The following is a 25,035-nucleotide window of genomic DNA, read 5'->3' as shown; positions in this document are numbered from 1 at the left end:
ACTAAAATACGGGGTCCGCAGGAGATAACAATAGGCGGAAAACAATAAAAAATGAGATGCAATAAGTACGGTATGAAGTGCAATATAGCGGCATGAATTACAATTTCATTAATTCACGAAATGCTTTGATGTTGCTGCGACTCACTGGTATTTCACTGCCAATATCATGCACCTTGAGCTGATAAGTACAGTTCACCCAAGGGATGATCTCTTGAATTTTATCAATGTTGACACAGTAAGAGCGATGACTACGAAAAAAACGCTGTTCAGGTAAGCGATTAATTAATTCACTCATGGTGAAAGGCACAATAAAGGCATCGTCTTTGGTAAACACACTCGTCACTTTCTCATTCGCCATGGCATAATAAATGTCATCAATGGCGGTAACGAAAATGCGGTTATCCTTAATCAGATTTATGGTTTTAGCCCTGACTTCTTCTGGAGGGGTTACTTGGCATTCTTGGGTCGCTTCGAGTTTGGCTAATAGCCCGATAATACGTTTTTCATTCAGTGGTTTTAATAAGTAATCAAAGGCTTCGAGTTCAAAAGCATCCACCGCAAATTCTTTATACGCGGTGGTAAACACTATGTGCGGTTTTTCAGAAAACTGATGAATATTACGCGCCAGCAGCATCCCATCAATTGACGGCACATTAATGTCTAAAAAAGCGATATCGACCTTATGAGTTTGCAGATACTTAAAAGCTTCTAAGCCATCATCAAAGGTCGCGATTATCTCGATATTACTATGGCGTTCGATTAAATACGTCAGCTCTTCCCTTGCTAAATATTCATCTTCTACGATCAGGGCTTTCAACATGCTATTACCTTACCTTACCTTTCATTTCAATTCATTGACGTAAAATACGATTTCAGTGCCTTGCTCAAGACGTTTGATGTGCAAACCCTCACCATATAATAATAAGATCCGCTGATGCACATTCATCAAACCAATATGATGGTTTTCCATCGTGCCGTTATAGAGCTTATCAATGACATTTTGGCTAATGCCTATACCGGTATTTTGAATGGTAATTTTAAAACGTTGCCCATCGCGTTTTACCGAGATATTGACCTTACCAGGTTGGCGAGAAGGCTGAATACCATGCTGAATGGCATTTTCGACCAAGGGTTGAATCAATAAACAAGGAATAGTGGGATGCACATCATCGACATCGAACGCTACTTCAAGCTTGTCACCAAAGCGGGCTTGTTCGATAGCGACATAATCCCTTACTTGTTGTAATTCTTCTTGAATGTCGATCAAGTCATTATTACGCTCAAGATTATAGCGGAGAAAATCGGCTAAATTGGCAATCAATTGACGGGCTTTATCGGGGTTAATACGCACTAACGTGGAAATAGCATTCAAGGTATTGAATAAAAAGTGCGGGTTAATTTTACTTTGTAATGCAGACAGCTCTGCTTTACTGGTCATGGTTTTTAACTGTTCAAGACGTGAAATTTCCATCTGAGTGGAAATCAATTGTGATAAACCGATAGTCATTTCACGTAATGACGGTCTAATGCGGTGTCGCTGGCGATAGAATATTTTTAAGGTACCGCTAACCGCGCCGTTTTCCCACAATGGAATAATTAACAGTGAATGGAAGCCGTGTATATTCAAATTATTACTGATAATTTGCTCGCCAGTATTGACGGCTTGTTGGGTCATTGCACTGATTTGATGGTAAGTATCCAAATAGTTTTTTTGGCCGATACCAACGTAAGCTAATACGTCTTTTACATCGGTAATGGCGACAGCATCAGCGTGGGTTTCTTCGCGAATAATGCTACATACTTTGGTCAATGAATCGCGATGATTATTGCGAAAATAAGGTAAGGTTTTATTGGCGATATCGAGGGCCAATTTTGCTTGTTTGGCGGCGATCAGATCTTTTTCGTCATCTAAATCTTGCACCAATTTTATAATAAGGCCAATGCACACCGCGCCGCCTATCATCGGCATGCTAATGTGTTTAACAATGTTGTATGCGAGTTCCTTATCTTCAGATAGGATCACAATTAAAATCATGGTTAAAATTTCGCAAAACATACCGGCAATAATGCCCCATTTTGCATACGATTTTTTGTGACAGCGAAAATGGATCCAAGTTGCTAATAGTCCGGCAATGGTACTGGAAATTAAACAAGCTACCGATGTTGGCCCGTCCATGTCGATAATATAACGGTGTACACCTGAGATTATGCCCGCAGGAATTGCCACCCAAGGACCAAAAATGATGCCACCAGACAAGACCGCAATAATACGCACATTGATGAGTGACCCTTCGACATTGACACCCGTGTAGTTGCTAAAGAGTGCAAATAGAATGAACAGTACCGAGATGAGGGCGGTTTCAACGGGATGTCGTTGGGTTTTGATAACGATGTGCTGGAATAAATTGGTGCGCGTTAAGAAAAATAATGCCATTAGCATCAATGCTGCACGTTCAAATACCGCCAGCAGCATCATAAATTGTTCAGTGTACACAGAGAAAAGCCTTAATGTCGTCGTGTAGAAGATACTTACGCTTTTATTCTACGCCTGACATCGCTTTAACTCTATTAATTGTTTGATTTAAAACACTATATACTTAATTATATTAAAAATACCAACAGCTCAGTCAAAACCCTTACCTTTATCATCCCTGCGATAAAGCTTTAACTTACAGCTTTTTACTTACAGACCCGAAGTTCAGACATCAACTGGTAAACGAATTTACTTCATCAGCGGTTAAATAACGCCATTGCCCTACTTCTATATCTAGCTGTATTGCGCCAATTTTTTCACGATGTAAACTCACCACACGATTACTCACCGCTGAAAACATGCGCTTCACTTGATGGAACTTACCTTCGGTAATAGTCAGTAACACTTCTTTTGGTGTCACTACCTCTAATATTGCCGGACGCGTTAATTGTTGCTCACCCTGTAACTGCACGCCGAGCGCAAATTTAGCCGCGACATCATCGGTAATTGGACGCGATAAGCCAACCCGATAAACCTTTTGGCAATGTTGATTGGGGGTAATAATATTAAATGACCAACGGCCATCATCTGTCACCAATACCAGTCCGGTAGTATCAGCATCCAAACGCCCTGCAACATGTAATTCTGATGCATTATCAACATCAATATAATTAAACAATGACGGATAAGCTTCATCGATATTAGAGCAAATGGTATCAGCGGGTTTATGCATAAGGATGTAACGCGATGCTCTTGCGGTAAGTATCTCGCCATTTAAGCTGATGAGATTATCTTCATGTACCTGCGTGGCCACATCAACAATAACAACATGATTAACCACTATGTGGCCATCACAGATCATCGCCGTTGCTTGTGCTCGGCTTAGCGCTGTACTTTTGCAGACAAACTTATCTAGACGCATTTATAACTGACCAACTAATTTATAAGACACCACATATAACTGCTCAATGCCCGGGTAAATATCTTGGATCACCTGTTTAAGCACGGCTAATGTCATATTTTCTTGCTCAGCATGAAAATCTGACAATTCGGTAAATAAAATAGGCTCTACAGCGAGGATAGCTAATTGACAAAATTCACGACCCGTCTCCAGTATGGAAACTGTCACTACCGAACCTGGGACATAATACTTTTCAGCTTCATCACGAATGGTAATGGTTTTTTTACCGCTAAGAATATCAGTTTCAAAACGTGCGAAGAATGTCATTGTTGTTGGAGTTGGAGTTAAAGTCGGAACTGTCATGCGGGTTTCATCTATCAAATTAAGAGCTGACTATTATATCAAGATAAAACCCGATTGGAGCAATTTAAATATTTCTTACTGCGTTGTCATTGGTACTGGGAATATCTTGTCATACGCTAAGTTATAACCGTAAGCATAAAACAAATAGAACACCACCATACCGATATCAAGTACAAATGCATCCCACAAACTCAAGTCTAAGAACCAGGCCATAAACGGGATCGTCAGAAACAGTAAACCACCTTCAAAACCAAGGCTGTGGACAATACGGATAAAGGTTGTTTTGGTGACCGAACCCATTTTTTTCAACATATATTTATCAAAACCAAGGTTATAAACATAATTCCAACCCGTTGCGACAACCGAAAATAATACGCCCATGACGCCGACATGACCGAGCTCAAAACCAAGTTGGCTTAACACGCCCATGATTGCCACTAGGCCAATTATTTCAAATAAAATCGCGTGTCTAATACGGTCTAATCTTGTTCTCATTTTATTCTTCTCCACATCATTATGCTGTATGCCGTAATCATCGTAATTACCGTACACATACTGTTAAGCTTTATTATGACGGCCATTCTATCGCAAATTATTATAACTAAAAGTTAGCTTCCATCTGTTTATCGGATGGAATGAAAGTGCAGTTAGATTTGTTGACAGATGCATACACAAGCTTACCTACAAATGCAGTCAGCCTGTTTACAATATCCCTATACAAACAACTGACTATGAGTGCGACGAACACTAAATGATGTAACGTCAGCCACTCGCTCGCTAAATCAATGGGACATTCACAATGAAAAAATATTTGTTGCTTACCCCAATATTATTGCTCACGGCCTGTGCCCGAATGGATCATATCCAGGTCGGTGATATAGACCAGAGCCAAGGAAAGCTAAAGCCGATTTCAGTCAAGGTGTCTGAAAATACCGTCAATGTAGACGCTACTTTAGCGCTTACCGATGCCGTGTTAACCAATGGTTCAGGCAGTGATGAGGTCGAAGCACTGAGAACTATTTGGGCGCTTATGAATATGGGCCCGAGAACAGGTAATCCGGTATTTAATGATGCCTATGCTCAAAATGTACTAAACCAACTTCATGCCCAGTGCCAATCAGGCAAAATAACCGCCATTCGCAGCGTCCGAGAAGCCAACGATTATGCCATTGCTAGTGGTGAAATTGTTCGTATCGATGCTGATTGTATAATCTAAGGAATTAATCATGATCCGTAAATGTTGTTTACTATTTATCGCCCTAACACTCAGTGGCTGTGTTGGTTTAAACACAGTATCAATGACGCAAATACCAAAAGATAAAGGCCAGCTTGTCGAAGCCAATGCGCATGACTGGGTATTCCTCAATTTCACTACTCAAAATGACTTTGCCGACAGAGCTGTAGATAATTTAAAAGAACAGTGTGTTGGCGGTAAAATTAGTGGCGTATTTACCAAGCACCAAACCACCAGTTATTTTCTCGTATTTAAACGCGAAGTCATAGTCAGCGGGTATTGCAGCCTACCTAAGGACAGAATGTGATAAAAAGTGTGATAAAAAATGCATTTAGCAGCTTGGTGTTACTGTCTGCTGTGCTGTTATTAAATGGCTGCACCAGTAGTATCCACATGGTCAATACCGATGGTTTTGATCAAGTAATCCCAGCAGATCTTGATTATAAATACGTTGAAGCAATTACTAAACAGCACGTTATTTTAGGCTTTGCCGCGAATACTAACTATGTTGATGATGCCCGCCAATCACTCATCGCACAATGCGATGGCGAATTGACAGCAGTAAGCACGCAATATTCCACCGACCATAGTTTTTTAAGTTGGTATAACAAAATATTAATGAAGGGCATTTGCATCCAATAAGGCTACAGCCAATCGTATACTCTAAAATATTCCGCGATTGGCCCCCTCCAAAGTGACTTACAAATATTTACAAACACTTACTTAGTAAAACACCATTCTTAGTATAATTTGTTACATATGGATGTATAATCAGTTAATGCGACCATATAATTAATATAAATTCGACATATACTCTGTGTATATTTCTCGATAATGGCATTATCGCAACACGATACACCTCGAATAGAAACATATGCTTAAACTTAAACTTAAAATCATCCGCTATGGGTTGGTTTTACTAGGAACAAAAAATCGATGTCTACTACTAATCTCTCTGAACTCGCCGATCTGATTTACCCGAAAAGCAAAGGCCTAAAGAAAATTAAAAAGAAAGCGAGATTCTATTTTTGGGCAGCGACAAATAGTAAAGCCATCAATGCAATGACGACTTTGTTTGCGAATGATAATTTAAAGCCAATTTTAGCCAACAATCCCGAGATCCTAGAGAAACCATTAAAACCTTTTCTTTGCGTTAATTGGTCTAACTCAGAGCGCATTAAGCATATAACAGAACATTATCAATATATTGATGATACCTTTGGGGCAAATTCGAATGCCGTTATTTCCAGTAAGGGAATAAGCATTTTAGACTTTGAAAGCTTAAGCGGAGAAACATATCGTGTGCAGCTATATCGTGGTGCTAGCCGTGAAGGTGGCCTAGGTATTCGTTTAGTTAATGACAAAGACCAAAGTGTTTATGCTTTAGCCTGTAACATTTCAGGTACCACGACTAAAATAATGCATATTGGTATGCTACAAGGCCCGCGTGATTCAGTCGAAGATCGTCACGCACTGATTAAAGTATTAACCAAATCATTACACGGTTTACGCACTAAATCATTACTCGTTGAAATGGCATTAATGCTAGCGCGGGTTTTAGGCGTGAGTGAAGTAAAAGCGATTTCAAACAAAGGCCATATCTATCAAGCATTACGTTATATCGGCTCGAAACGTAGCTCTGTTACTTTCGATTATGATGGTCTGTGGGACGAGTTTGAAGCGACTAAAATAGACACTTACTTCTATGGTTTACCGGTATTTACACCCCGAAAAGATCCTCTCACACTGAAGAAAACCAAGCGTAAAATGTACACTAAACGCTACCAATGGTTGGATGATAGTGAAATTGCCATGGCAAACAATTTAACGCCATGGTTAATGAATCCACCAGCAATTAATTCAACGCATAGCGCTATAGATGATTCAGTTAATAGTTCCGTGGAAACTGCAATAGAAAGCTCACAAGCCGCTTAACTGTAATCAATAGCTGAATACCCTTAACTCATTAATCGAGTGAACTGGTATTCAGCTTATAAATCCGATCCGCATATAATACGTCACCGATACAATAGGCATCAGCGATCACCTCATGCAGCTTAAAACCACATTTCTTCAATACCTTTTCTGAATTATGATTACCTTCAGTAACAATACCTTGAAATATCGACATCAAATGCACCCGTATTGCCCAAGCGATAACACCCTGCAATGATTCAGTCGCATAACCCTGACTGAAATATTCTGGTAATAACAAGTAACCGACTTCTGCAGAACAACCATCATAATCAAAACCCGTGATGCCTACCGCCTGATTAGCCTCACTATCAATGATGACCAAACACAACCAAGCGCCAGACGTCACAGACCAGGGCGGTAAACGTGAAGCAAATTTAGCGCGAATATCATCAATACTGGGTTGATCAAAACATCTATCGATAACACGCGCTTCAGTATGCAAACGCAAAAATAACGGCCAATCAGACTCGCTGATTTGACGCATGGTTAAACGCGGCGTGGTAATAGATATACTCATGACATTCCTCTTTATTCATTTCTATTTATTAATGCCTATTTATTAATGCCTATTTATTAATGCTTAATTCGCGATTAACTAACAATTAACCATCAATGCCCGCCACTTGCGCCAAGGTAAACTCAACAAAGCGCCTATTCGCCAATGACAGATAACCATCTTTACGCCATGCCAGTGCCAGATCTAAATAGATAGGCGGATCAAACGGGATCCCCATGACATCCGCTTCTTGATCTGTGACTAACTCAAGCAATGCAGTAATAGCAAATTCATTCTTAACGATATTTAGGATCATAGTGATCAAATTGGTTTCAAAAGAATAATTCGCGATCATATTATTGGCTTCACACAAACCATCAATGATTTCACGATGAAAATAACCGGCTTTAAACATCACTAATTCATGGGTAAAAAAATCGGCATAAGTCACCGATTTGGCATCTGCTAAGGCATGGTTCTTACCCACTGCGGCGACCATTTGTGGGCGTACAAAACGTTGGACTTGTAAACTGCTCGGTACATGATCATCGACGATCACCCCCAAATCTAACTCACCCGAGAGTAACTTTTCTTTAATGGTTTGGGTGCCACCTTCCATGATACTTAATTTTAAATTTGGGTACTTAAACTTAAAGGCCATGAGTATCTCAGGAAAAAAATACGAACCCATCATGCCGGGAATACCTATGCTCACTTCGCCTTGCTCTAAACCACGTAAATCATTTAACGCCGTTTCTGCATCACTAATACGAGCAAGAATATCCTTACTGTGAACAAGCAGCACTTCCCCTTCTTTGGTCACGACCACACCTTTGCTGCTGCGGATCAATAACGGCATACCAATCTGCAGCTCAAACTTACGCATGGCAATACTCAGCGCCGATTGGGCGATACCCAGATGCTCGGCCGCTTTGGTATAACTGCCCTGGGCAGCAATCGTGGCGAAATAATGCAGGGTTTTGGAATTAAGCATAACTAAAATAGATGCCTTCTATGATATTTATATATTTTTCATATTAGCATTACTGCACTACTCTATAACCATTGTTAGTAGTGCATGAGCCGAATAAAGGTGATCATGCTATCAACTTCACTATTACCTTAGTTATTACCTTAGCATCAGCTGGATGGATAAATGATTGCACTGCATTCTCAAGATTATAAAAAAGTAACATTAGGCCTTGGACTCGGTTCATTTCTGGTGTTTTGCAATTTATATTATTTTCAGCCACTACTGCCGTATTTCATGGTTAAGTTTAACGCCACTGAGTTGCAAGTTAACTGGTTATTCTCTAGCACCACCTTAGCCGTCGCTTTATCGCTGCTGCCTTGGGCTATCCTATCTGAAGTCATTGGCCGCCGCCCCATCATGCGTTGCAGTTTAGTGCTTATTCCCTGTATTAATTTTCTAATGTTTATCAGTCCAGATTTACATACCTTAATTATATTGCGTGCGTTACTCGGTATCGCGCTGGCGGGATTCATTGCTGTCGCAGTGGCTTACATGGCAGAGGAATTGGCTCCAGCAGCACTGCTGATCGCGGTTGGTGGTTATATTAGTGCCAACACGCTGGGGGGAATTATTGGCCGGATATATGGCGGGGTAATGACTGATGCAATCGGACTACAGTGGACTATTTTAGCCATGTCGATACTCAGTGGCATCGCCCTACTGATCATCTTTCCGTTGATATTAAAACAACGTCATTTTGTCGCCCAACAAGGGCGGCTATCCCATCACGGCAAACAACTGCTTGAGCATATCAAAACCCCTACGCTGTTTTTTGCCATGTTAATTGGCGGGCTGAATTTCTCGGTATTCATTAATATTTTTTCAGTGATGGGGTTTAAATTATCTGCCGCGCCTATCTCCTTACCCGCCAGCTTATTATCCTTGGTGTTCTTGTGTTACCTCAGCGGCACATTATCAGCACGCTTAAGTGGTCGCTGGATGCATAACCATTCCTTATTCAGCGGCTTATTACTCGGCATCGGCATTAGCCTGCTTGGGCTGATGATCCTATCGCTGCAAACGATGCTAACCATCATTATTGGTTTATTGGTATTAAGCGCAGGGGCGTTCTTTATTCATGCACTGGCTTACAGCCATATTGGCCGCAGTGCCACGCAAGGTAAATCAACCGCAACCGCGCTATACCTAGTGATGTATTATTCAGGCGGTAGTGTCGGCGGATTTATTCTTATTTACTGCTGGCAAGTCGGTGGATGGTGGTCAGTATTAGGCGCAACAAGCATCATTCATAGCCTGATGGTGGCGTTGGTCTTTGCACTAAGGTGTGTGTCGCGCCGAGCGCGCAGTGAATCCGATAGTAAGCTAGTTGCTTGCAAGCCATAATATGCATGAGTGATAAGCCGCTACGATCACCATGTAAGTCGTTATGATCATGCAGATCCCCTCGCTACAATCACCTTTGCCTAAAAAGCAAAGGTAGTTTGCTTGTAGGGTTATTGTTGGTTGCTGAAACAAAACATAGAATAGCCCCATCTTGTTAAGCAAGTCCCAATAATTCTATCAAAAGGCAGCAACCATGAAAGCAATGATCATTAAAAAAATCGGTTCAAGCGACGTTTTTCAATTAGTAGAAAAAGCAAAACCAACATTAAAATCAGGTCACATGGTCGTTGAAGTAAAAGCAACCAGCGTAAACCCAATTGATACCATGCTACGCTCTGTAGAACTACCATGGTCTGCAAACTTACCTGAAGTATTACACGGTGATGTGGCAGGTATCGTTGTTGAAGTAAGTGCAGATGTTGCCAATTTCAATGTTGGTGACGAAGTTTACGGCATGGCTGGCGGCATTAATGGCGTTGACGGTGCACTTGCTGAGTTCATGTTAGTTGATGCACGTCTAATGGCTTTAAAACCTAAAACGCTAACAATGAAACAAGCGGCGGCATTACCACTGGTTGCTATCACATCATACGAAGCACTTGTACACAAGATGAATGTACAAGCCGGTGATAACGTGCTTATTCACGGTGCTACAGGTGGCGTTGGTCACATCGCAGTACAACTTGCAAAAGTACTTGGCGCAACAGTGACATCAACGCACTCACCAGCGAATGCTGAACTAGCGAAAACACTGGGTGCAGATAACTTAGTTGATTTCACGACAGCAACAGTAGCTGACTATGTACAAGCGCACACTGGCGGTACTGGTTTTGATAAGATCTTTGATACTGTCGCTGGCGACAACATTCAAAAATCATTTGAAGCAGCAAAATATAATGGTCACGTAGCGACTATTTTACCAATTGAAAACGTATTACAAGTGGCACTTAAAAGCTTGTCATTCCACAGTGTATTAATGTTGATCCCGTTATACCATGGCATTAACCACGAATCACACGGCCGTATCTTAACTGAAATTGCAGCACTGGTTGATGCAGGTAAGATCACACCAATCATTGATGATAGCAACTTCTCTATCTGGGAAGTAGCACAAGCACATGATCACCTAGGTTCAGGTAAAGCGGTAGGTAAAGTGACGTTAACAGCGTAATTATGCGCACTGCTTTGTATCTTGAGATGAGTACCTTGGTATTAATATCCTGAATACTTAAAAGCACCACAGCGACTGTCGATAACAGAAACTGTGGTGCTTTTTTATTTAGCTATTTTTAAACTCTTTCTTTAAACTCTAGAGATTAGTTTTAGCAGCCAGAACTACATCGCCACACGTGCTGCAACAGCCAGTAATACCACGCCCGTTACTTTATCAATCTTGTGTACATTGTTTCTTAGCTTATCTAACATCGTCGATTGTGATAACACCACGGCAATAATGCAATACCACAAGGTATCAATGCTAAATACCGTGCCTACCATGATCAGGTTTTGTAACCAACCCGCGTCTGCTTCGACAAATTGACCGAATAACGCTAAAAAGAAGATCGCTAATTTAGGATTGAGAAAGGCAATCATAAAGCCTTGTACTAGGCTGTCTTTTAAGGTCACGATTACCTGTTGTTGATCCATCTTATCTAACGCTGGTTTTGACGTTAACGCCTTATAAGCCAAGTGTAATAACATCGCTACACCGGCATATTTGATGACATTAAATAACCATGGCGTTTGTTGGATCACAAGCGCTAAACCAACCACAGTTAACGTGGCATACACACCGACACCAACACCGTGCGCAATACTCGCCGCAACACCGTTAACGCGACCACCAGAGATCGTATGCTTTAATACCACCGCCAGACTCGGACCCGGTGTCATCGCCCCCATGACACAAATCAATGCCAAAGACATCCATGCAGTTAATTCCATACTCATTTCCTACCTTGTTTTATATTTTCTTACATTGAATCAATGGCGTTAATCTTAATCGAGATGACTAATGAGTAAAAATTGCATTAACTACTTATTATCATGAAGTAATTTCATACCTAATATCTTGGTACGCTCAAAGTGATTTTTTAAGAAGGGAAAACACAATTCTCTAAACCAAGTATGTTCTGGATCTTGATGGTGTTTAGCGTGCCACAACAAGTAATACTGCTGCGGCGGCAGATCTATCGGCAGTATCATGATCCGCAGATCGTATGCTTGCGCAAAGTCCGCAGCGATATGTAATGGCGTCGTCAGCAAGGTATCTGTTGTTAATAGCAGTTCAATCGCCGCCTGAAAAAACGGTACCGAAGCAAACACCTGACGTTGTTCGCCCAGCGCTGTTAATGTCAGATCTACGGCACTATTTTTATCGCCACCACCACTGATCAACACATGTTTGGCCTTAATATAATCGTTCACCGATAGCGCATTACCCTGACACAGGGGATGCTGAGGGCGGCACACGACTACCAGCTGATCTTCTCCGATATTTTTACCGTGTAAGTTTTCCGGTACATTGTCGGTAATGGTACTCACCAGATCCAACGTCATGTCAGCTAATTCAGTTAAACTATCTTTATGCCAAAGCTGATAGTTAACACTCGCATTAGCCGCATTGACCGCCAGTTCACTGCATATCAACGGCAAGATCGCTTGCGCAACATAATCACTAGAAGCTAGAGTAAATTGGCGCTGACACTGACTCGGGTCCATCACACTCGGTAAATATAAATTATCCAAGGTCTGCATCAATAGCGGCAACTGCGTTTTTAACTCCTCACCCTTACGTGTTAATACAAATTGATTACCTTCGCGGATGACGATCTTGTCATGAAATGCCGCGCGAATTTGCGTTAGAGTTTTACTTATCGCTGACTGCGTGACGTTGAGTTGTCGTGCCGACTCGGTCAAATTACGGGTTTGTAATATTGAAATTAACGCCGGTAATAATTTGTAGTTATTCAAAAGGGCACTCGCCATACAAGATAATCAGTTAACCATCATAACGTAAATTTTCTTTCGCATTATTTTAAAAGTTAACTATCTGACCTTACTCATTTAATAATACGATAGCGATTTAACAAGCCAGTATGGGCTTTATGGTCTTTTTTCATGTGCTAAATTTATATCACAACTTAGGCAAATAGTATGAAGTAGGTGATCTATGAACAGACTCGATATTGCAGATTTAATTATAGATAAAATAACTGAGCAAGCTGAAACGATCAAAGCTATGTATGACGCCTCTGTGAGTAATATTGGTTACTTCTATATTGATAACTTCCTGCCCGTTGATTTAGCCACAAGAATATATGCTGTATTTCCCCACTATAACGACATGATGTTAGTGGGTGGTAAATATAACCTGCGAGAATACAAATACGTCACTGCGCAAATGAATGACCACGACCCCTTATTAGAGGAAACTATTTTTGCATTTCAAGATCACCGTATTCTTGCCCTAATTAAAAACATTTGTGCTATTGATAGCCTCTATGCCGATGAAAACCTATATGCAGGAGGGATCTCATTGATGCACCAAGGTCAATTCTTAAACCCGCATTTAGACAATTCACACGAAAAAGACCGTAAACAATGGCGCGTGCTCAACCTATTATATTATGTAACACCAGATTGGCAGCAGGCTAACGGCGGTAATTTGGAACTCTGGCCCGGCGGCATCGAAAATAAACAACTCACCATAGATAGTTTATTCAATCGACTTATTGTCATGGCGACACATGACGGATCATGGCACTCTGTTAGCCCTATCACTGCCGATAAAAATAGAACCTGCGTATCAAATTATTACTTTTCAGATAATGCGCTCAAACCCACAGATCAATTCCATGTCACTTCATTTCGCGGCAGACCGGATCAAGGCGTCAGAGATGTGGCTTTACAAGCCGACAATGCGTTGCGTCAAGGCGTACGAAAACTGTTTCCGCTTGGAGTCGTAAAAACCAAACAAATTTATAAAAAATAATCACATAACCCTAGCTATGAAGCTTTTTTATAGTCCATAATTAAATAGTTTAATAACTAACCTCATATTTATGTACGAGGCAGAGTTATTAATCGTCATACCGGACACGCTCATACAAGGAAGTATAATGGCTAGTAATACCGACAGTAAAACTGCTCAGAAAATAAATCATAAAGGCAAAAAAATCGGCCTCAGTGGCAGCTGCTATTGGTGCACAGAAGCGATTTTTTTATCGCTACGTGGTGTGACGAAAGTAGAGCAAGGCTGGCTATCTTCGTTTGCTGACGATGATTGGTTTTCCGAAGGAATTATTATCTCTTACATACCCGACGTGATCAGTTTGAAAAATATTATCGCCATTCATTTACATACTCACAGCAGTACTAAAGCCCATTCTATGCGGAATAAATACCGCAGCGCCGTCTATGCGATGGAACCTTATCAAATCACCGAAATAAAACACAACTTAGCTTTATTACAAGATGAGTTTGAGCAACCTCTGATTACCCGTGCGTATACACTTAACCAGTTCAAGCTGTCAGATGAGTCCATGCAAAACTATTATTACAGCGATCCACAACGGCCATTTTGTGAAAACATCATCACCCCGAAATTAAAAAAACTACTCGGTAGTCATGCTAATTTAATCAATAAATCCAAGCTGCCAGCAAAGCTAATGGCGGATATCGATAACGCGCTAATAACAACGTGATAAAGGCGTGATAAACATGTGATGAATCAAACTATTTATCGCGATATGATGAATACAATTTAAAGTTTTAAATAACGTTAATTAAGGAAAATAAACATGAAAAAGACACTGCTTTTATCACTGGCATTATTGTCATTTCAATCATTTGCCACAGAAAAATTTAATCTAACAACAGATTTTTCATCGATCAGTTTTGCCACCATCAAAAAACAATATGTCGTTGAGCCTGCAACCATGAGTGGCTTAACCGGTAGCCTAGATGAACAGGGTAGATTTGCGGTTATCGCGCCAGTAGCAAACATAGATACGGGTGTTTCAGTCCGTAATGAGCGACTTAATTCGTTGTTCTTTAATACGACTGAAAATCCAGTCATTATGGTGAGCGGACAGTTTGATTTAGCCTCGTTAACCCAGCCAATTTCAAAAATGATCGTGCCTGCAGAAGTATCTTTCTATGGCAATAAAAAAACATTTAACTTTCCGGTCATTATAACTAAAACAGCCAATGCTATTATCGTCAGTTCGTATGCACCGGTGATCATCACAGCCAGTGATTTTGCTATTCCAGCAGTGAACCTGACTAAGCTAGCTGCAACCGTTGGTGGTCTTGCGCTTTCAGATGCTGTGCCAGTTAACATCAATCTGGTTTTTAAAAAGTAATCCAAGAACAGATAAGACACTGTCATTTATTTGATATTTCCCGCTTGATTATCGTGTTGACGATTCAGGCGGGTTAGTATCAATTCATCCGCTTTTTTTGATCATTTGACTGGCATAAAATACAACGGGATCTTTAAGTATAGATCTGCCAACTGCGGCGAGATCTAACCAGTCATTTTCAATCGCGGTATCAATATAATCCCCCTCTTCAATACCGCCAACACCGATAATAGGCACGCCTAAATTGGCTTGTTTCATATACTGAGATTCATTAATTAAATACCCTTGCCCACGCCTATTCTTAGGTCGCGTCCAACCGCCAATACCAGATGAAATATTTAATATATCCACGCCAGCAGTAACCATAAGTTGTGCAGCTTGCACCATATCAGTTTGACTCAAGCCACCTGGATAGAGATCTTGCCCAGGGATCCGCACCATCAATTTTAATCTTGGCGCTTGCTGATTGATGTCGGTAATAATATCCGTGATCAAACGCGCTTGATTGCTTAACGAGCCACCGTGTAGATCTGTTCTTTGATTGGTGATCGGAGATAGAAATTGGTTTAGTCCATAACCGTGTGCACAATGTAACTCGACAAAATCAAACCCGGCCTGCTCGGCCCTGAGCGCGGCACGCACAAAATCTTGCTGCCAAGTAACAATGTCGGCCGCCGTCATCGCCCGCGGTAAAGGTAGTTCACGATCATAGGCAGGCACGGTAATGCCGGCAGGTCCCATTAAATCACCACTAATGCCATCACTATCTTTACCACCGCAGTGGGTAAGTTGTAATGCCGCTTTAGCACCCGCTTGATGAATGATATTGACTATTTCAGCAAGTCCCGTAATACAGCTATCATGATGCGCTCCTAATTGATTTGCTTCACTGCGCCCAGCAAGGGAGACAAAACTGTATTCGACCATGACTAAGCTCGCGCCTGATTTAGCCAAATTAGCATAATGGGTCAAGGTATCTAACGTAGCCAAACCTGCTTGGTCGGCAGTTTGCGATGCCATAGGCGGTACAACTAAGCGATTTTTTAATGTAAATGTTTCAGTAATCAGTGGGCTAAAACGTGGCATAGGATCTCCTAATCTATTGGCGGCTATGATACGCTGTTCACAAACACCTTTGGTAAACGATTTGTAGATAATTGTTTCCATATTGGAATCTATATGAGAATCGAAGATCTAAAACTATTTGTACAAATTGCTAGTCACTTGAGCCTGCGAGAAGCAGCGTTACATTTAAATATGCAACCAGGTACTTTATCGAAAGTAGTACGCCGGGTAGAAAGTTATTATCAGCAAGCATTGTTTGTGCGAATTGGTAAAGGCTGGCAGTTGTCGCCTGCGGGTAAAACCCTGTTAGCGCGCAGTAATGAATTATTAAATATCAACCATGATATCGAGTTGGAACTCGGTCAGCCACAGCGTACCCATATGCGTATTAGCGGTGCCGATGGTTTGTTAAATCATTATCTGCCAGCCTTAATTTCTCCGCTGCAACAATATGATCATGAACTCACGTTAGCGACGTTTAAGGATCCTGGGGTTGATAGCTTGCTGCGCTATCAGGTCGATCTCGCGTTGGTGGCAACGAATGGTGAGCCACCTCAAATTCAGGGTATTCAAACCAAGTTATTGGATCAGGTGAAATTTGTATTGGCCTGTAGCCCAAACCACCCCTTGGCTAAGCGAGAGTCAGCGATCCCAATTACCGAGATCCTTGAGTATGGGTTTATTGTGCCATCGAGTAATATTTATGGCGATACCGGCAGTTTATTGAGTAATGATGGCTGGCATGATGAAGCCTTTGCACGGCGAATTGTGGCGCGCGTCGATACCATTTCAGCATTAGCCAGTTTATTGAAAACCCAGCATTGGCTGGCTTATATTCCAGAATATTTACTGGCTGAAAGCCAGCTGAGCATGCTTAAAAGTCACGGCTGTCCTTATACCTGTAACCAGTTTATTTGGTTATGCTGCCAGCAGAAAATACAATATGGTTGGATAAACCGGTTATTTTAACCACTGTCATCGCGTCATGAGACTGCTTGACGCATATACTGTTTAGGTGGCTTACCTAAGGTCTTTTTAAAAAAAGTAATAAACGCACTTACTGACTCATAACCTAAATCTTCCGATACCCGTTGCACCGACTCATTTGATGACAGTTTTTGCAACGCCATTACCAGATGAAGTTGCCCACGCCAACGCCCAAATGTCATGCCGACTTCTTGTTTCACTAATCGAGAAAATGTTCTTTCACTCATGGCGTATAACGCTGCCCATTCCCCCACAGTTTTACGGTCGGCAGGATTAGCTAACAGCTGATTAGCTATCTGATTGAGTCTTGGCTCTGCAGGTATTGGAAAATCGAAGTGTTCTTTAGGCATGCAAATAAGTTCATCAATCAATACTTGCGCCAATCTCACGGTACTTGCATCTGCTGCGTAATGTTGATCTTTACTCGCCAAACTAATAATTAACTCGCGTAATAACGGTGAGATAGACAGGGTACAAATTTTATCTGGTATTCCCACCACTTCAGGATCGACAAATAACATGCATACATCATCACTGATAGAAATATGATTACTGTGCGGTACTTGGCTTGGGATCCAAACGGCACAGTTAGCCGGTACCATCCAGATAGCATCAGCAATTGAACAGCGAACAAAACCGGTGAGGGGCATCACTAACTGACATTTCACATGTTGATGGACTGGCATTTCATAAGCTCTTTCCAGACCCGATGTCCGCAGTGCATTGACACTTTCGGTATACCTGTCCGAATCGAAACCTATTTTATAGTGAGGTAGTTGCATAGTGGCCTAATTGCATAGAGACTTAATTGTATAGTGAGGTAGTTTCATAATGGCTGTTTTTAGCAACAAATTGTCAATATACATAAATTCAGATTGATTGGGAATGGGTAATATAAGACATCGCTTCAGAGGACAGACTCATGCCACAAGATAATAAACCCAATATTGCTCACCCTATATTGCTCATAGTTAGTATTTTACTCATCGCCAGTAACTTGCGCGGACCCATTACCGGTATAGGACCGATCTTAGATTTTATCTCTCACGACCTCAATTTATCGGCCACACAAGCCGGTATGCTCACCACATTACCACTGCTGGCATTTGCTATTTTCTCACCACTGTCCTCGGCATTAGCCCGCAGAATTGGCCTTGAACCATCATTGATGTTGGCACTCGTGGCAATCACCAGTGGTATAGTCCTACGTTCGGCAAGCTCAAGCCTCACCTTGTATTTAGGCACCTGTGTTATCGGCATCGGTATTGCTATCGGTAACGTACTTCTACCGAGTTTATTAAAGCGTGACTTCCCTAATCAAGGCCCGACGTTAACCGCGGTTTATGTGCTTACCATGGGCGTAGGTGCAACACTCAGTGCTAGCACCACAATCCCTATGCTGAACGTTGCTGATAGCCTAAATGTCACTTTTATCCCTAACTGGGCATTTGCACTGGCGGGTACTATTATCTTGCCAATTATCACCATGTTAATTTGGTTACCACAGTTAAGTAACCACACCAAACCAGCCGCTGATACACCGGATATTGATAGCCACAGTTATATGTGGCGCGACAAAGCAGCTTGGCACGTGTCAGGGTTCTTGGCGTTCAACTCATTTATTATGTATGCCTTCATTGCCTGGTTACCTAGCATCTTAGTCAGCTATGGTTATTCAGAGCACGACGCAGGCTACATTCACGGTGTTTTACAATTGGCATCAGCAGCACCAGCGCTGGTACTGATCCCATTAATGGCAAAAGTAAAAGACAAACGCACCCTAGGGTTAGCGATGACTATATTGGCTTTCATTGGCATCACAGGTTTACTGATGATGCATCAACACGCTGTCATTTGGGTGACATTACTCGGCTTCAGTTGTGGTGGTGGTTTTATTCTCGGATTATCTTTTGTCGGCTTACGCACGCATAACTCACACCAAGCCGCGTCATTATCTGGCATGGCGCAATGCATAGGGTATTTATTTGCCGCAACCAGTCCCATTATTTTTGGTTCTCTGCATGAAGCAACAAACAGCTGGGATATGCCATTAATACTCGCTGCTGGCATGAGCCTTATCTGGGTAGGTTTAGCAACTCTGGCAGGGAAATCAATGGTGATCAGTGCGCCTATTAATCAGCCCATCGAGACATGCAGCCCCAGTGCTTAATCAAGACTAGCTAATAATTCGCTCAATTAAGGCTGCAGTGGTTGGTGACGAAAGCAATCGGTAGTGTGATCGTTAACCATGCCGATTGCTTGCATAAACGCATAACAAATCGTTGGTCCGACAAAGTTAAACCCGCGCTTCTTCAAATCTTTACTCATGGCTTCTGAGATTGCAGTTTTAGCGGGGGTTTCAGCCAGTGAGGGTAAATCATTTTGTAGGGTAACGCCGTTAACAAAACGCCAAATATAACTATCGAACGAACCAAATTCGGCTTGGATATTTAAAAAACCTTGGGCATTTTTTATCACTGAACGGATCTTTAAAGTATTACGGACGATACCTGCATTCGCCAGTAAGCGCTTAACATCGTCTTCGCTGTAATTGGCAATAATCGTATAATCAAACTGGTGAAAGGCGTTACGGTAGTTTTCACGCTTTCTTAATATAGTGATCCAGCTGAGCCCCGCTTGCGCACCTTCTAAGATCAGGAATTCAAATAAGCGTTGTTCATCATGAACAGGTACGCCCCACTCTTCATCATGATAAGCAACATATAGCGGATCGTCGCCACACCAAGTACATCTATTATTCATTGCTTATCCTTTGCCTTTGCCTTTGCCTTTATCATTATTAACAACCATCAGTTTTTAGGCTAAACACTTGAGTTTCAATGGTATGCTGATATTCGGCATAACAGGTGTCATTGAGTAAATCTCCTGTTCCATAACCGATACGCGAGTAGATATTGTCTTCATAAACGGTAATTTCAGCATAGGTAGCGGTTCGAGTAGTATTATTTTGAATCACATCGACTGGCACACCTAATTCCAGAAAGGTTTCAATAAAATAAGCCGTTGGTGTTGTCGCTTCACTTCTCGTTTTCGGGTAACCACGAGAAAATTGATAATCACCATAGTCCGTTGCGATAGTGGCATCATCACCCAATATGTTGTCGATTTGAGACTTCATATGCAGTAATCGCACCGTTGACCTTAGGGTTCCGTGAAAGTTTTCCACCGTTTCTTTTTTTGCATCATCTTTTAAATCGATAAAACGTGGCACCGCAGTGGCAGAAAGCACGCCTAAAACAATAATCGTAATAACCAATTCTATGAGGGTAAAACCACTATTTCTTTTAGACCCCGTATTGCTTTTAGACCAAATTTTTATTTTAGACACAGTAAAGTCCATTTTCTCTCTCTGTTAAACATTTTTAATAGTATGCCTTATAAAATGCTTAGTACTATAAGCTTAATTGTAAATTAATTGATCCAAATTTAACTATTTTCCATGTAAATATTAATAGTAGTCTGATTTATTTCAACAAAAATAAAAAAGCGCCACACCGAGTTCGCGGTCACGCTTTAATCACTCTGACTAAAACACAATGAACAAACCATATTGCCAGCGATGTCAGTACTACTGTAAAGGTGATAGAGCTAAAACGGTAGATAATAGCGAAGAACGCATCTTGCTGCCCGGGCTGAAAGGCCGTGGTGAGTGGCACACTTAACGCGCTCATCGCCGAAAACCCAAGTCCACCTTTAACCCCACCTAAGGCCAATAACCAAGCAAAAAAACCAACCGCGATCGCAAATGCCATCAAGAATAACAGACCATTATTAGCCCAACTTGATAAACCTAATTGGATTGCCATACCAGCGACACACCCCAATAATGTGCCACTGATGCGAATTTTTGCTGCCGCCATTGAACCGATAAATGTCATTGGTGTGAGCACAATAAAAATAGACGCTTGCGCCGATACCGAATCACTCAAGTCGCCAAACTGAAAGATTAAAAAAGCCAACATTGAGATAGTCCAGCCCATGGCTGTTTGTCGTAATACGCCGATATGATCGTGCTGCACAGCCACATTAGTTTGCTGTGATTGCTCAAGTTTTGCTTCACGTTCAGGTTCGCTAAACAAGTAATACGCCAACCCGCAGATAGGGTAGATGGCCAAGGCACTTACCCACAATGTCAGCGTAAACTCTTCGCTATCAAAACCAGGATAACTCATAAAGTTCAGCGCAATAGAGCCCACCAGCAAACCGGTAAAACCAAACAGATAACCGCTTGGTTTGGTCATGGCGATGCATTTACTCATAAATAAAATAGCCACGGCGACAGTCATTAACCACGGATAAGGCTGCAAAAATCCGGAAATAAAATTAACTTCCAAACTAACCCAAACAATACCGAGCACCATTTGATTAATCAGGCTGACATTGAAATGATCGGCGCGGGCGATAATAAACGTCGGCAGCAATATCGCAAAAAATCCATACGACCAGCCAAATACCATACTTAACGCTAAGCCAAAAACACAAGCAAACCAAAGTCGCATTGTTTTCATCATGTTCTCCCGCTGTACTCAAACAGCGCTAATAAATGCGAATAAACTAAAACTGCGCTGATAAAGTTAATAAATATAATGCAGTAGACCAGCGAGCTTGATTTGTAGACTTGCTAATGTTTGCCACCACGCACTGTCGGCAGGATAAAGCACCACCGTCGCCCGCGAGCCCACAAACAGTTGCACAGGGAGCGCCTCTTCACTGACTAAGTTAACCCGAATACGCTGAGCATCACGTACCCAACGGTTACTCACTTCTACTGACGTTAACTGGCCACTGGCGGTTTGTTGTGCCGACGCCACACCAAAATCTCGACTGCCGACAGTGAAGTTAAACACTTGCCCCGGCAGCGCATCATAAGTGACATAAGCTGCGGATCTGTTACTAATCAGCGCTGTGGCTTTTTCACGAAAATCTGCCGCCACCCACAATGAATCATTGGAAATAAACGTCAGCATAGGTTGATTAGCCGATGCCATCGCACCCACCTCAAGCTGCAGATTGGTGATCACGCCCTTGTTAGGTGCAAATATTTGCGTGTGGGATAAACTCAGAGCCGCTTCATCGAGGTTATTTTTAGCCGCCATCACCAGCGAACTACCACCGACTTCATCGCCTAACTTGGCTTTGATTGCCAGTGTTTGTTGCTGATAGGCATGCAGTGTCGAACCCGCCGCTTGATACCTTGCATAAGCGCTGTCTTGCATCGACATCGAGACTAGATTCTTTTTTGCCAGCTTGCGTATACGCTTATATTCCGCCGCTGCATTGGTATAATTAGCCTTACTGCTGGCGGTATTAGCAATGGCCGCTTCAACCTGCGCATACAAGGATTTTTCTTGTTCATAAGCTTGCTGTAACGCCACTTTAGCCTTGTTAACCGCGATAGTGTATTTACTATCATTAATGGTAAACAACAGCTGGCCTTTTTCAACGCTTTGGTTATTGCGGATCGCAACGGCGGTGATCGGCCCAGATACTTCCGGTGCTAATTGCACCACATAACCATAAACTCGACTCTCGGTGGTTAACGGGGCGTATCTATCAGCTACGATGATGTAAGCCATAAAAACAACGAACAAGACAATAAGGCGGCGCATCCAACGATGAAAAGTGGACTGAGTATGAGACATTTAAACTTCCAATTACAAATAAAACAGTAAGGATTATAGAAGTTTTCCACTTGATTAAATACAATGATTAATATGGCACTTGCGTCTCATAAATAGGACGACTAATAATAGTGTAATTTATAATAGTGCGATTAATAATAGGACGAGCAATGAAAGCATCGATGGACGATCTGTACTTATTCATATTAACAGTAAGACATGGCGGTATTAGCGCCGCAGCACAAGCCCATGGATTACAGCGTTCCAAGGTCAGCCGACGACTCCAAGAATTAGAAAAAGCACTAGGTTGCCAACTACTTATCCGCACCACACGGCAGATAGAACTGACCGAACATGGTCGCTTGCTGTATAAACATATTAATCAGCCATTAAGCGATGTAAACCAAGCTATTTCATTACTAAAAAATCAACAACAAAGCCTGCAAGGCGTATTACGCATTGCCGTACCTGCGGCGTTTATAGCCTCAGCCATGTTTGCAGCATTATTAGATGACTATGCGCGACAGTTTCCAGATATCAGCTTAGAAGTTATTCATCGTCATCAAAGTGTCGATTTAAAACGTGAAAATATCGATCTGCAACTACTGCCCGATATCGTCGATATCATTAATGAAGATTACATCCAACAAGTGTTTTTCCCGTCTAAAAGAGGCCTGTTTTGTTCACCACATTACCTGACAAAAAATCCGATGCCGCAAGGTCTTAACGATCTATTTGAACATGCTATTTTAACCAGTCACTATGATTCCAGCACATTACCTGAAGGCTTGAATATACGATTAATTTCAGAGGATTTGGGGTTAGTCAGCCGAATGGCACAATCGGGGCATGGTATTGCTTTATTGCCGATAATTTTAGTACAACAACAAATAAAAACCGGTACATTAGTGCATGTTTTACCGGATATTTATCAATCCGAAATTGCCATGACCTTGGTGTATTCATCACGCCAATTCTTACCGCAAAAAACCCGAGTCATGATCAACTTACTGCGCGATAAATTTTTAAATCATCGCTGATATCGATGTTATCAATATAAATGTTAATTGTTCCGTGTAGTCACCACCATCCTTAGCAAAATCGCTATCCTCAACTATGATTTAGTTTAAATCTCAACGCTGGGTATCTTTGATGAACTACATAAAACAATTAATAATGGGCAACTATGGTTCACACGGCAATCCGATTAATTTTGTTCGCTCTAAATTTTACAACAAATATCCCTACATGTTCTTACAGTCTGCATTCCCTAGTGCGGTTGAGGTTGAACTGACCAACGATTGTAATTTTCGCTGCCCACATTGTCCACGAACACATAATATGACACGTCCTGTTGGCTACATGGATCTTAAATTAGTGCTTAGTATTATCAGTGAAATAGCCCAACATCCGCGAAGTATGTTAAGAATCGTAGGTCTAGGTGAGCCTGCAATGCACCCAGATCTGAAAGACATTCTAACCTTTGCCAAAAATAAAAACGTGGTAACCGAATTCACCACTAACGGAACCTTGTTAGAAGTATTAACTCCGGATGAAGTCATCAATTCAGGTATTGATTATTTAGGGGTTTCCATCGATGGATTTGATGCCGCGAGTTATGGTAAACGTCGTGTCGGCGGCGATTATGAAACCGTCAAACGTAACGTACAATTACTCCATGAAGAGAAAGAAAAAAAACACTCTAACACGCCAATCGTTGCGATCCGCAACGTGGCATTTCGCAATGACGATCCAGAAAAATTAAACACTTATAAGCTAAAATGGTTTAAATACGCTGAAGTGGTAAGTTTCAACACCTTCACGCCAAACAGGCCGATTGTTACTGACGGTCCATATAAACGCTGCCACTCTATCAAATTTGAGCTAAAAATAAATTGGAACGGTGATGTGCCACTTTGTAGATTCCAGTGCGCTTTTCGAGAAGAAGAAATTATTCAAAATGCCCATGACTCAACACTAAAAGACATTTGGATGAGCCCGAGGTTACAAGCGGCAAGAACAATTCATAGGAAGAAAGATTTAGACAAATTGAGTTACTGTAAATCATGCCCCAAAGTACAAATTTCGACACCAACCATACGTAAGTTTTGGAAATGACGCAGAATAATAGGGGAATAAAACCAATCCCCCTAT

General features: G+C 41.6%; 28 protein-coding genes. 13 read left to right on the top strand and 15 right to left on the bottom strand.

All coding sequences use genetic code 11. The annotated features are described in order from the left end of the window. Positions 1-97: 97 nt before the first annotated feature. From CXF93_RS21695 to CXF93_RS21675, 5 genes are all read right to left on the bottom strand, one after another. Complete coding sequence (locus CXF93_RS21695) at positions 98-820, bottom strand: LytTR family DNA-binding domain-containing protein (protein ID WP_101064580.1); 723 nt, start codon at positions 818-820, stop codon at positions 98-100. Between the two features lie 21 nt (positions 821-841). Beyond that, positions 842-2,473 carry a LytS/YhcK type 5TM receptor domain-containing protein gene (locus tag CXF93_RS21690; protein WP_369832251.1) on the bottom strand — a complete coding sequence of 544 codons (1,632 nt, stop codon included), beginning with the start codon at positions 2,471-2,473 and terminating at the stop codon, positions 842-844. A 232-nt stretch (positions 2,474-2,705) separates the two neighbouring features. After that, on the bottom strand, positions 2,706-3,395 hold the full coding sequence (locus CXF93_RS21685; protein ID WP_101064578.1) for a pseudouridine synthase: 690 nt from the start codon (positions 3,393-3,395) through the stop codon (positions 2,706-2,708). Further along, positions 3,396-3,737, bottom strand: a complete 342-nt coding sequence (yqfB, locus tag CXF93_RS21680) for a N(4)-acetylcytidine aminohydrolase (RefSeq protein WP_101064577.1) — start codon at positions 3,735-3,737, stop codon at positions 3,396-3,398. A 75-nt stretch (positions 3,738-3,812) separates the two neighbouring features. Next, positions 3,813-4,232 (bottom strand): PACE efflux transporter, encoded by a 420-nt coding sequence (locus CXF93_RS21675; protein WP_101064576.1) that lies wholly within the window; start codon positions 4,230-4,232, stop codon positions 3,813-3,815. Positions 4,233-4,536: 304 nt separating this feature from the next. Between CXF93_RS21675 and CXF93_RS21670 the strand changes: the two genes are divergently transcribed. The 4 genes from CXF93_RS21670 to CXF93_RS21655 all read left to right on the top strand — a co-directional run bounded on the left by CXF93_RS21670 (position 4,537) and on the right by CXF93_RS21655 (position 6,906). After that, entirely contained in the window at positions 4,537-4,953 is a 417-nt protein-coding gene (locus CXF93_RS21670; protein WP_101064575.1) for a hypothetical protein, read from the top strand. A 10-nt stretch (positions 4,954-4,963) separates the two neighbouring features. Continuing rightward, the gene (locus CXF93_RS21665) at positions 4,964-5,278 is read left to right on the top strand and encodes a hypothetical protein (protein ID WP_101064574.1); all 315 of its coding nucleotides are present in this window, start codon (positions 4,964-4,966) and stop codon (positions 5,276-5,278) included. Then, positions 5,275-5,613 carry a hypothetical protein gene (locus CXF93_RS21660; RefSeq protein ID WP_101064573.1) on the top strand — a complete coding sequence of 113 codons (339 nt, stop codon included), beginning with the start codon at positions 5,275-5,277 and terminating at the stop codon, positions 5,611-5,613. Before CXF93_RS21665 ends, CXF93_RS21660 begins: the two co-directional genes overlap by 4 nt. A 294-nt stretch (positions 5,614-5,907) precedes the next feature. Continuing rightward, positions 5,908-6,906 (top strand): VirK/YbjX family protein, encoded by a 999-nt coding sequence (locus tag CXF93_RS21655; RefSeq protein WP_101064572.1) that lies wholly within the window; start codon positions 5,908-5,910, stop codon positions 6,904-6,906. A gap of 31 nt (positions 6,907-6,937) precedes the next feature. Here CXF93_RS21655 and CXF93_RS21650 read toward each other — a convergent pair whose 3' ends face one another. Both CXF93_RS21650 and CXF93_RS21645 read right to left on the bottom strand, forming a co-directional pair. Next, a complete protein-coding gene (locus CXF93_RS21650; protein ID WP_232784293.1) occupies positions 6,938-7,465 on the bottom strand; it encodes a GNAT family N-acetyltransferase in 528 nt (175 codons plus the stop codon). A gap of 85 nt (positions 7,466-7,550) precedes the next feature. Then, complete coding sequence (locus tag CXF93_RS21645; protein WP_101064571.1) at positions 7,551-8,438, bottom strand: LysR family transcriptional regulator; 888 nt, start codon at positions 8,436-8,438, stop codon at positions 7,551-7,553. A gap of 162 nt (positions 8,439-8,600) precedes the next feature. Between CXF93_RS21645 and CXF93_RS21640 the strand changes: the two genes are divergently transcribed. Together CXF93_RS21640 and CXF93_RS21635 are read left to right on the top strand one after the other, a co-directional pair. Further along, positions 8,601-9,821, top strand: coding sequence for an MFS transporter (locus tag CXF93_RS21640; protein ID WP_101064570.1), 1,221 nt, complete (start codon positions 8,601-8,603; stop codon positions 9,819-9,821). Between the two features lie 193 nt (positions 9,822-10,014). Next, positions 10,015-10,992, top strand: a complete 978-nt coding sequence (locus CXF93_RS21635) for a zinc-dependent alcohol dehydrogenase family protein (RefSeq protein ID WP_101064569.1) — start codon at positions 10,015-10,017, stop codon at positions 10,990-10,992. A 164-nt stretch (positions 10,993-11,156) separates the two neighbouring features. Here the strand turns inward: CXF93_RS21635 and CXF93_RS21630 are convergent, their stop codons facing one another. Continuing rightward, positions 11,157-11,765, bottom strand: a complete 609-nt coding sequence (locus CXF93_RS21630; RefSeq protein WP_101064568.1) for a LysE family translocator — start codon at positions 11,763-11,765, stop codon at positions 11,157-11,159. A gap of 90 nt (positions 11,766-11,855) precedes the next feature. Then, positions 11,856-12,794 carry a LysR family transcriptional regulator gene (locus tag CXF93_RS21625; RefSeq protein ID WP_232784292.1) on the bottom strand — a complete coding sequence of 313 codons (939 nt, stop codon included), beginning with the start codon at positions 12,792-12,794 and terminating at the stop codon, positions 11,856-11,858. 199 nt (positions 12,795-12,993) lie between these two features. Here CXF93_RS21625 and CXF93_RS21620 point away from each other — a divergent pair, with 199 nt between their 5' ends. The 3 genes from CXF93_RS21620 to CXF93_RS21610 all read left to right on the top strand — a co-directional run bounded on the left by CXF93_RS21620 (position 12,994) and on the right by CXF93_RS21610 (position 15,187). Next, positions 12,994-13,815 carry a 2OG-Fe(II) oxygenase gene (locus tag CXF93_RS21620; protein ID WP_101064566.1) on the top strand — a complete coding sequence of 274 codons (822 nt, stop codon included), beginning with the start codon at positions 12,994-12,996 and terminating at the stop codon, positions 13,813-13,815. A 127-nt stretch (positions 13,816-13,942) separates the two neighbouring features. Further along, positions 13,943-14,527 (top strand): peptide-methionine (S)-S-oxide reductase, encoded by a 585-nt coding sequence (locus CXF93_RS21615; protein WP_101064565.1) that lies wholly within the window; start codon positions 13,943-13,945, stop codon positions 14,525-14,527. A gap of 96 nt (positions 14,528-14,623) precedes the next feature. Continuing rightward, positions 14,624-15,187, top strand: coding sequence for a YceI family protein (locus CXF93_RS21610; RefSeq protein ID WP_101064564.1), 564 nt, complete (start codon positions 14,624-14,626; stop codon positions 15,185-15,187). An 84-nt stretch (positions 15,188-15,271) separates the two neighbouring features. Here the strand turns inward: CXF93_RS21610 and CXF93_RS21605 are convergent, their stop codons facing one another. Beyond that, positions 15,272-16,354 carry an NADH:flavin oxidoreductase gene (locus CXF93_RS21605; protein WP_232784291.1) on the bottom strand — a complete coding sequence of 361 codons (1,083 nt, stop codon included), beginning with the start codon at positions 16,352-16,354 and terminating at the stop codon, positions 15,272-15,274. A gap of 12 nt (positions 16,355-16,366) precedes the next feature. Between CXF93_RS21605 and CXF93_RS21600 the strand changes: the two genes are divergently transcribed. After that, the gene (locus CXF93_RS21600) at positions 16,367-17,221 is read left to right on the top strand and encodes a LysR family transcriptional regulator (protein ID WP_101064562.1); all 855 of its coding nucleotides are present in this window, start codon (positions 16,367-16,369) and stop codon (positions 17,219-17,221) included. A gap of 14 nt (positions 17,222-17,235) precedes the next feature. Here the strand turns inward: CXF93_RS21600 and CXF93_RS21595 are convergent, their stop codons facing one another. Then, a complete protein-coding gene (locus CXF93_RS21595; protein ID WP_101064561.1) occupies positions 17,236-17,925 on the bottom strand; it encodes a helix-turn-helix domain-containing protein in 690 nt (229 codons plus the stop codon). Between the two features lie 236 nt (positions 17,926-18,161). Here CXF93_RS21595 and CXF93_RS21590 point away from each other — a divergent pair, with 236 nt between their 5' ends. Then, the gene (locus CXF93_RS21590; RefSeq protein WP_101064560.1) at positions 18,162-19,409 is read left to right on the top strand and encodes a CynX/NimT family MFS transporter; all 1,248 of its coding nucleotides are present in this window, start codon (positions 18,162-18,164) and stop codon (positions 19,407-19,409) included. Between the two features lie 26 nt (positions 19,410-19,435). On the opposite strand, the gene CXF93_RS21585 is transcribed toward CXF93_RS21590, so the two are convergent. From CXF93_RS21585 to CXF93_RS21570, 4 genes are all read right to left on the bottom strand, one after another. Then, the gene (locus CXF93_RS21585; protein ID WP_101064559.1) at positions 19,436-20,002 is read right to left on the bottom strand and encodes a DNA-3-methyladenine glycosylase I; all 567 of its coding nucleotides are present in this window, start codon (positions 20,000-20,002) and stop codon (positions 19,436-19,438) included. Between the two features lie 37 nt (positions 20,003-20,039). After that, a complete protein-coding gene (locus CXF93_RS21580) occupies positions 20,040-20,600 on the bottom strand; it encodes a type II secretion system protein (protein ID WP_101064558.1) in 561 nt (186 codons plus the stop codon). A 166-nt stretch (positions 20,601-20,766) separates the two neighbouring features. Further along, complete coding sequence (locus CXF93_RS21575) at positions 20,767-21,771, bottom strand: DUF2955 domain-containing protein (protein ID WP_198551729.1); 1,005 nt, start codon at positions 21,769-21,771, stop codon at positions 20,767-20,769. 63 nt (positions 21,772-21,834) lie between these two features. After that, a complete protein-coding gene (locus tag CXF93_RS21570; RefSeq protein WP_232784290.1) occupies positions 21,835-22,902 on the bottom strand; it encodes an HlyD family secretion protein in 1,068 nt (355 codons plus the stop codon). 149 nt (positions 22,903-23,051) lie between these two features. Here CXF93_RS21570 and CXF93_RS21565 point away from each other — a divergent pair, with 149 nt between their 5' ends. Continuing rightward, positions 23,052-23,921, top strand: coding sequence for a LysR family transcriptional regulator (locus tag CXF93_RS21565; protein WP_101064557.1), 870 nt, complete (start codon positions 23,052-23,054; stop codon positions 23,919-23,921). Positions 23,922-24,033: 112 nt separating this feature from the next. Continuing rightward, complete coding sequence (locus CXF93_RS21560; protein WP_101064556.1) at positions 24,034-24,999, top strand: radical SAM protein; 966 nt, start codon at positions 24,034-24,036, stop codon at positions 24,997-24,999. The last annotated feature ends 36 nt before the right edge of the window (positions 25,000-25,035 follow it).

The organism is Moritella sp. Urea-trap-13, assembly GCF_002836355.1.
In the GTDB taxonomy this organism is placed as follows: Bacteria; Pseudomonadota; Gammaproteobacteria; order Enterobacterales; family Moritellaceae; genus Moritella.
Note: the sequence above shows the minus strand (reverse complement) of the source record. Positions and strands in the feature narration are given on the sequence as shown.

Bases quoted from the DNA above. Each gene is read 5' to 3' on its own strand.
- CXF93_RS21565 (WP_101064557.1), top strand. From the start codon at position 23,052: ATGAAAGCATCGATGGACGATCTGTACTTATTCATATTAACAGTAAGA.
- CXF93_RS21575 (WP_198551729.1), bottom strand. From the start codon at position 21,771: ATGATGAAAACAATGCGACTTTGGTTTGCTTGTGTTTTTGGCTTAGCG.
- CXF93_RS21600 (WP_101064562.1), top strand. From the start codon at position 16,367: ATGAGAATCGAAGATCTAAAACTATTTGTACAAATTGCTAGTCACTTG.
- CXF93_RS21655 (WP_101064572.1), top strand. From the start codon at position 5,908: ATGTCTACTACTAATCTCTCTGAACTCGCCGATCTGATTTACCCGAAA.
- CXF93_RS21620 (WP_101064566.1), top strand. From the start codon at position 12,994: ATGAACAGACTCGATATTGCAGATTTAATTATAGATAAAATAACTGAG.
- CXF93_RS21665 (WP_101064574.1), top strand. From the start codon at position 4,964: ATGATCCGTAAATGTTGTTTACTATTTATCGCCCTAACACTCAGTGGC.
- CXF93_RS21595 (WP_101064561.1), bottom strand. From the start codon at position 17,925: ATGCCAGTCCATCAACATGTGAAATGTCAGTTAGTGATGCCCCTCACC.
- CXF93_RS21695 (WP_101064580.1), bottom strand. From the start codon at position 820: ATGTTGAAAGCCCTGATCGTAGAAGATGAATATTTAGCAAGGGAAGAG.
- yqfB (WP_101064577.1), bottom strand. From the start codon at position 3,737: ATGACAGTTCCGACTTTAACTCCAACTCCAACAACAATGACATTCTTC.
- CXF93_RS21645 (WP_101064571.1), bottom strand. From the start codon at position 8,438: ATGCTTAATTCCAAAACCCTGCATTATTTCGCCACGATTGCTGCCCAG.
- CXF93_RS21675 (WP_101064576.1), bottom strand. From the start codon at position 4,232: ATGAGAACAAGATTAGACCGTATTAGACACGCGATTTTATTTGAAATA.
- CXF93_RS21570 (WP_232784290.1), bottom strand. From the start codon at position 22,902: ATGTCTCATACTCAGTCCACTTTTCATCGTTGGATGCGCCGCCTTATT.
- CXF93_RS21560 (WP_101064556.1), top strand. From the start codon at position 24,034: ATGAACTACATAAAACAATTAATAATGGGCAACTATGGTTCACACGGC.
- CXF93_RS21670 (WP_101064575.1), top strand. From the start codon at position 4,537: ATGAAAAAATATTTGTTGCTTACCCCAATATTATTGCTCACGGCCTGT.
- CXF93_RS21630 (WP_101064568.1), bottom strand. From the start codon at position 11,765: ATGGAATTAACTGCATGGATGTCTTTGGCATTGATTTGTGTCATGGGG.
- CXF93_RS21585 (WP_101064559.1), bottom strand. From the start codon at position 20,002: ATGAATAATAGATGTACTTGGTGTGGCGACGATCCGCTATATGTTGCT.
- CXF93_RS21605 (WP_232784291.1), bottom strand. From the start codon at position 16,354: ATGGAAACAATTATCTACAAATCGTTTACCAAAGGTGTTTGTGAACAG.
- CXF93_RS21685 (WP_101064578.1), bottom strand. From the start codon at position 3,395: ATGCGTCTAGATAAGTTTGTCTGCAAAAGTACAGCGCTAAGCCGAGCA.
- CXF93_RS21590 (WP_101064560.1), top strand. From the start codon at position 18,162: ATGCCACAAGATAATAAACCCAATATTGCTCACCCTATATTGCTCATA.
- CXF93_RS21610 (WP_101064564.1), top strand. From the start codon at position 14,624: ATGAAAAAGACACTGCTTTTATCACTGGCATTATTGTCATTTCAATCA.
- CXF93_RS21650 (WP_232784293.1), bottom strand. From the start codon at position 7,465: ATGAGTATATCTATTACCACGCCGCGTTTAACCATGCGTCAAATCAGC.
- CXF93_RS21640 (WP_101064570.1), top strand. From the start codon at position 8,601: ATGATTGCACTGCATTCTCAAGATTATAAAAAAGTAACATTAGGCCTT.
- CXF93_RS21615 (WP_101064565.1), top strand. From the start codon at position 13,943: ATGGCTAGTAATACCGACAGTAAAACTGCTCAGAAAATAAATCATAAA.
- CXF93_RS21635 (WP_101064569.1), top strand. From the start codon at position 10,015: ATGAAAGCAATGATCATTAAAAAAATCGGTTCAAGCGACGTTTTTCAA.
- CXF93_RS21690 (WP_369832251.1), bottom strand. From the start codon at position 2,473: ATGCTGCTGGCGGTATTTGAACGTGCAGCATTGATGCTAATGGCATTA.
- CXF93_RS21580 (WP_101064558.1), bottom strand. From the start codon at position 20,600: ATGGACTTTACTGTGTCTAAAATAAAAATTTGGTCTAAAAGCAATACG.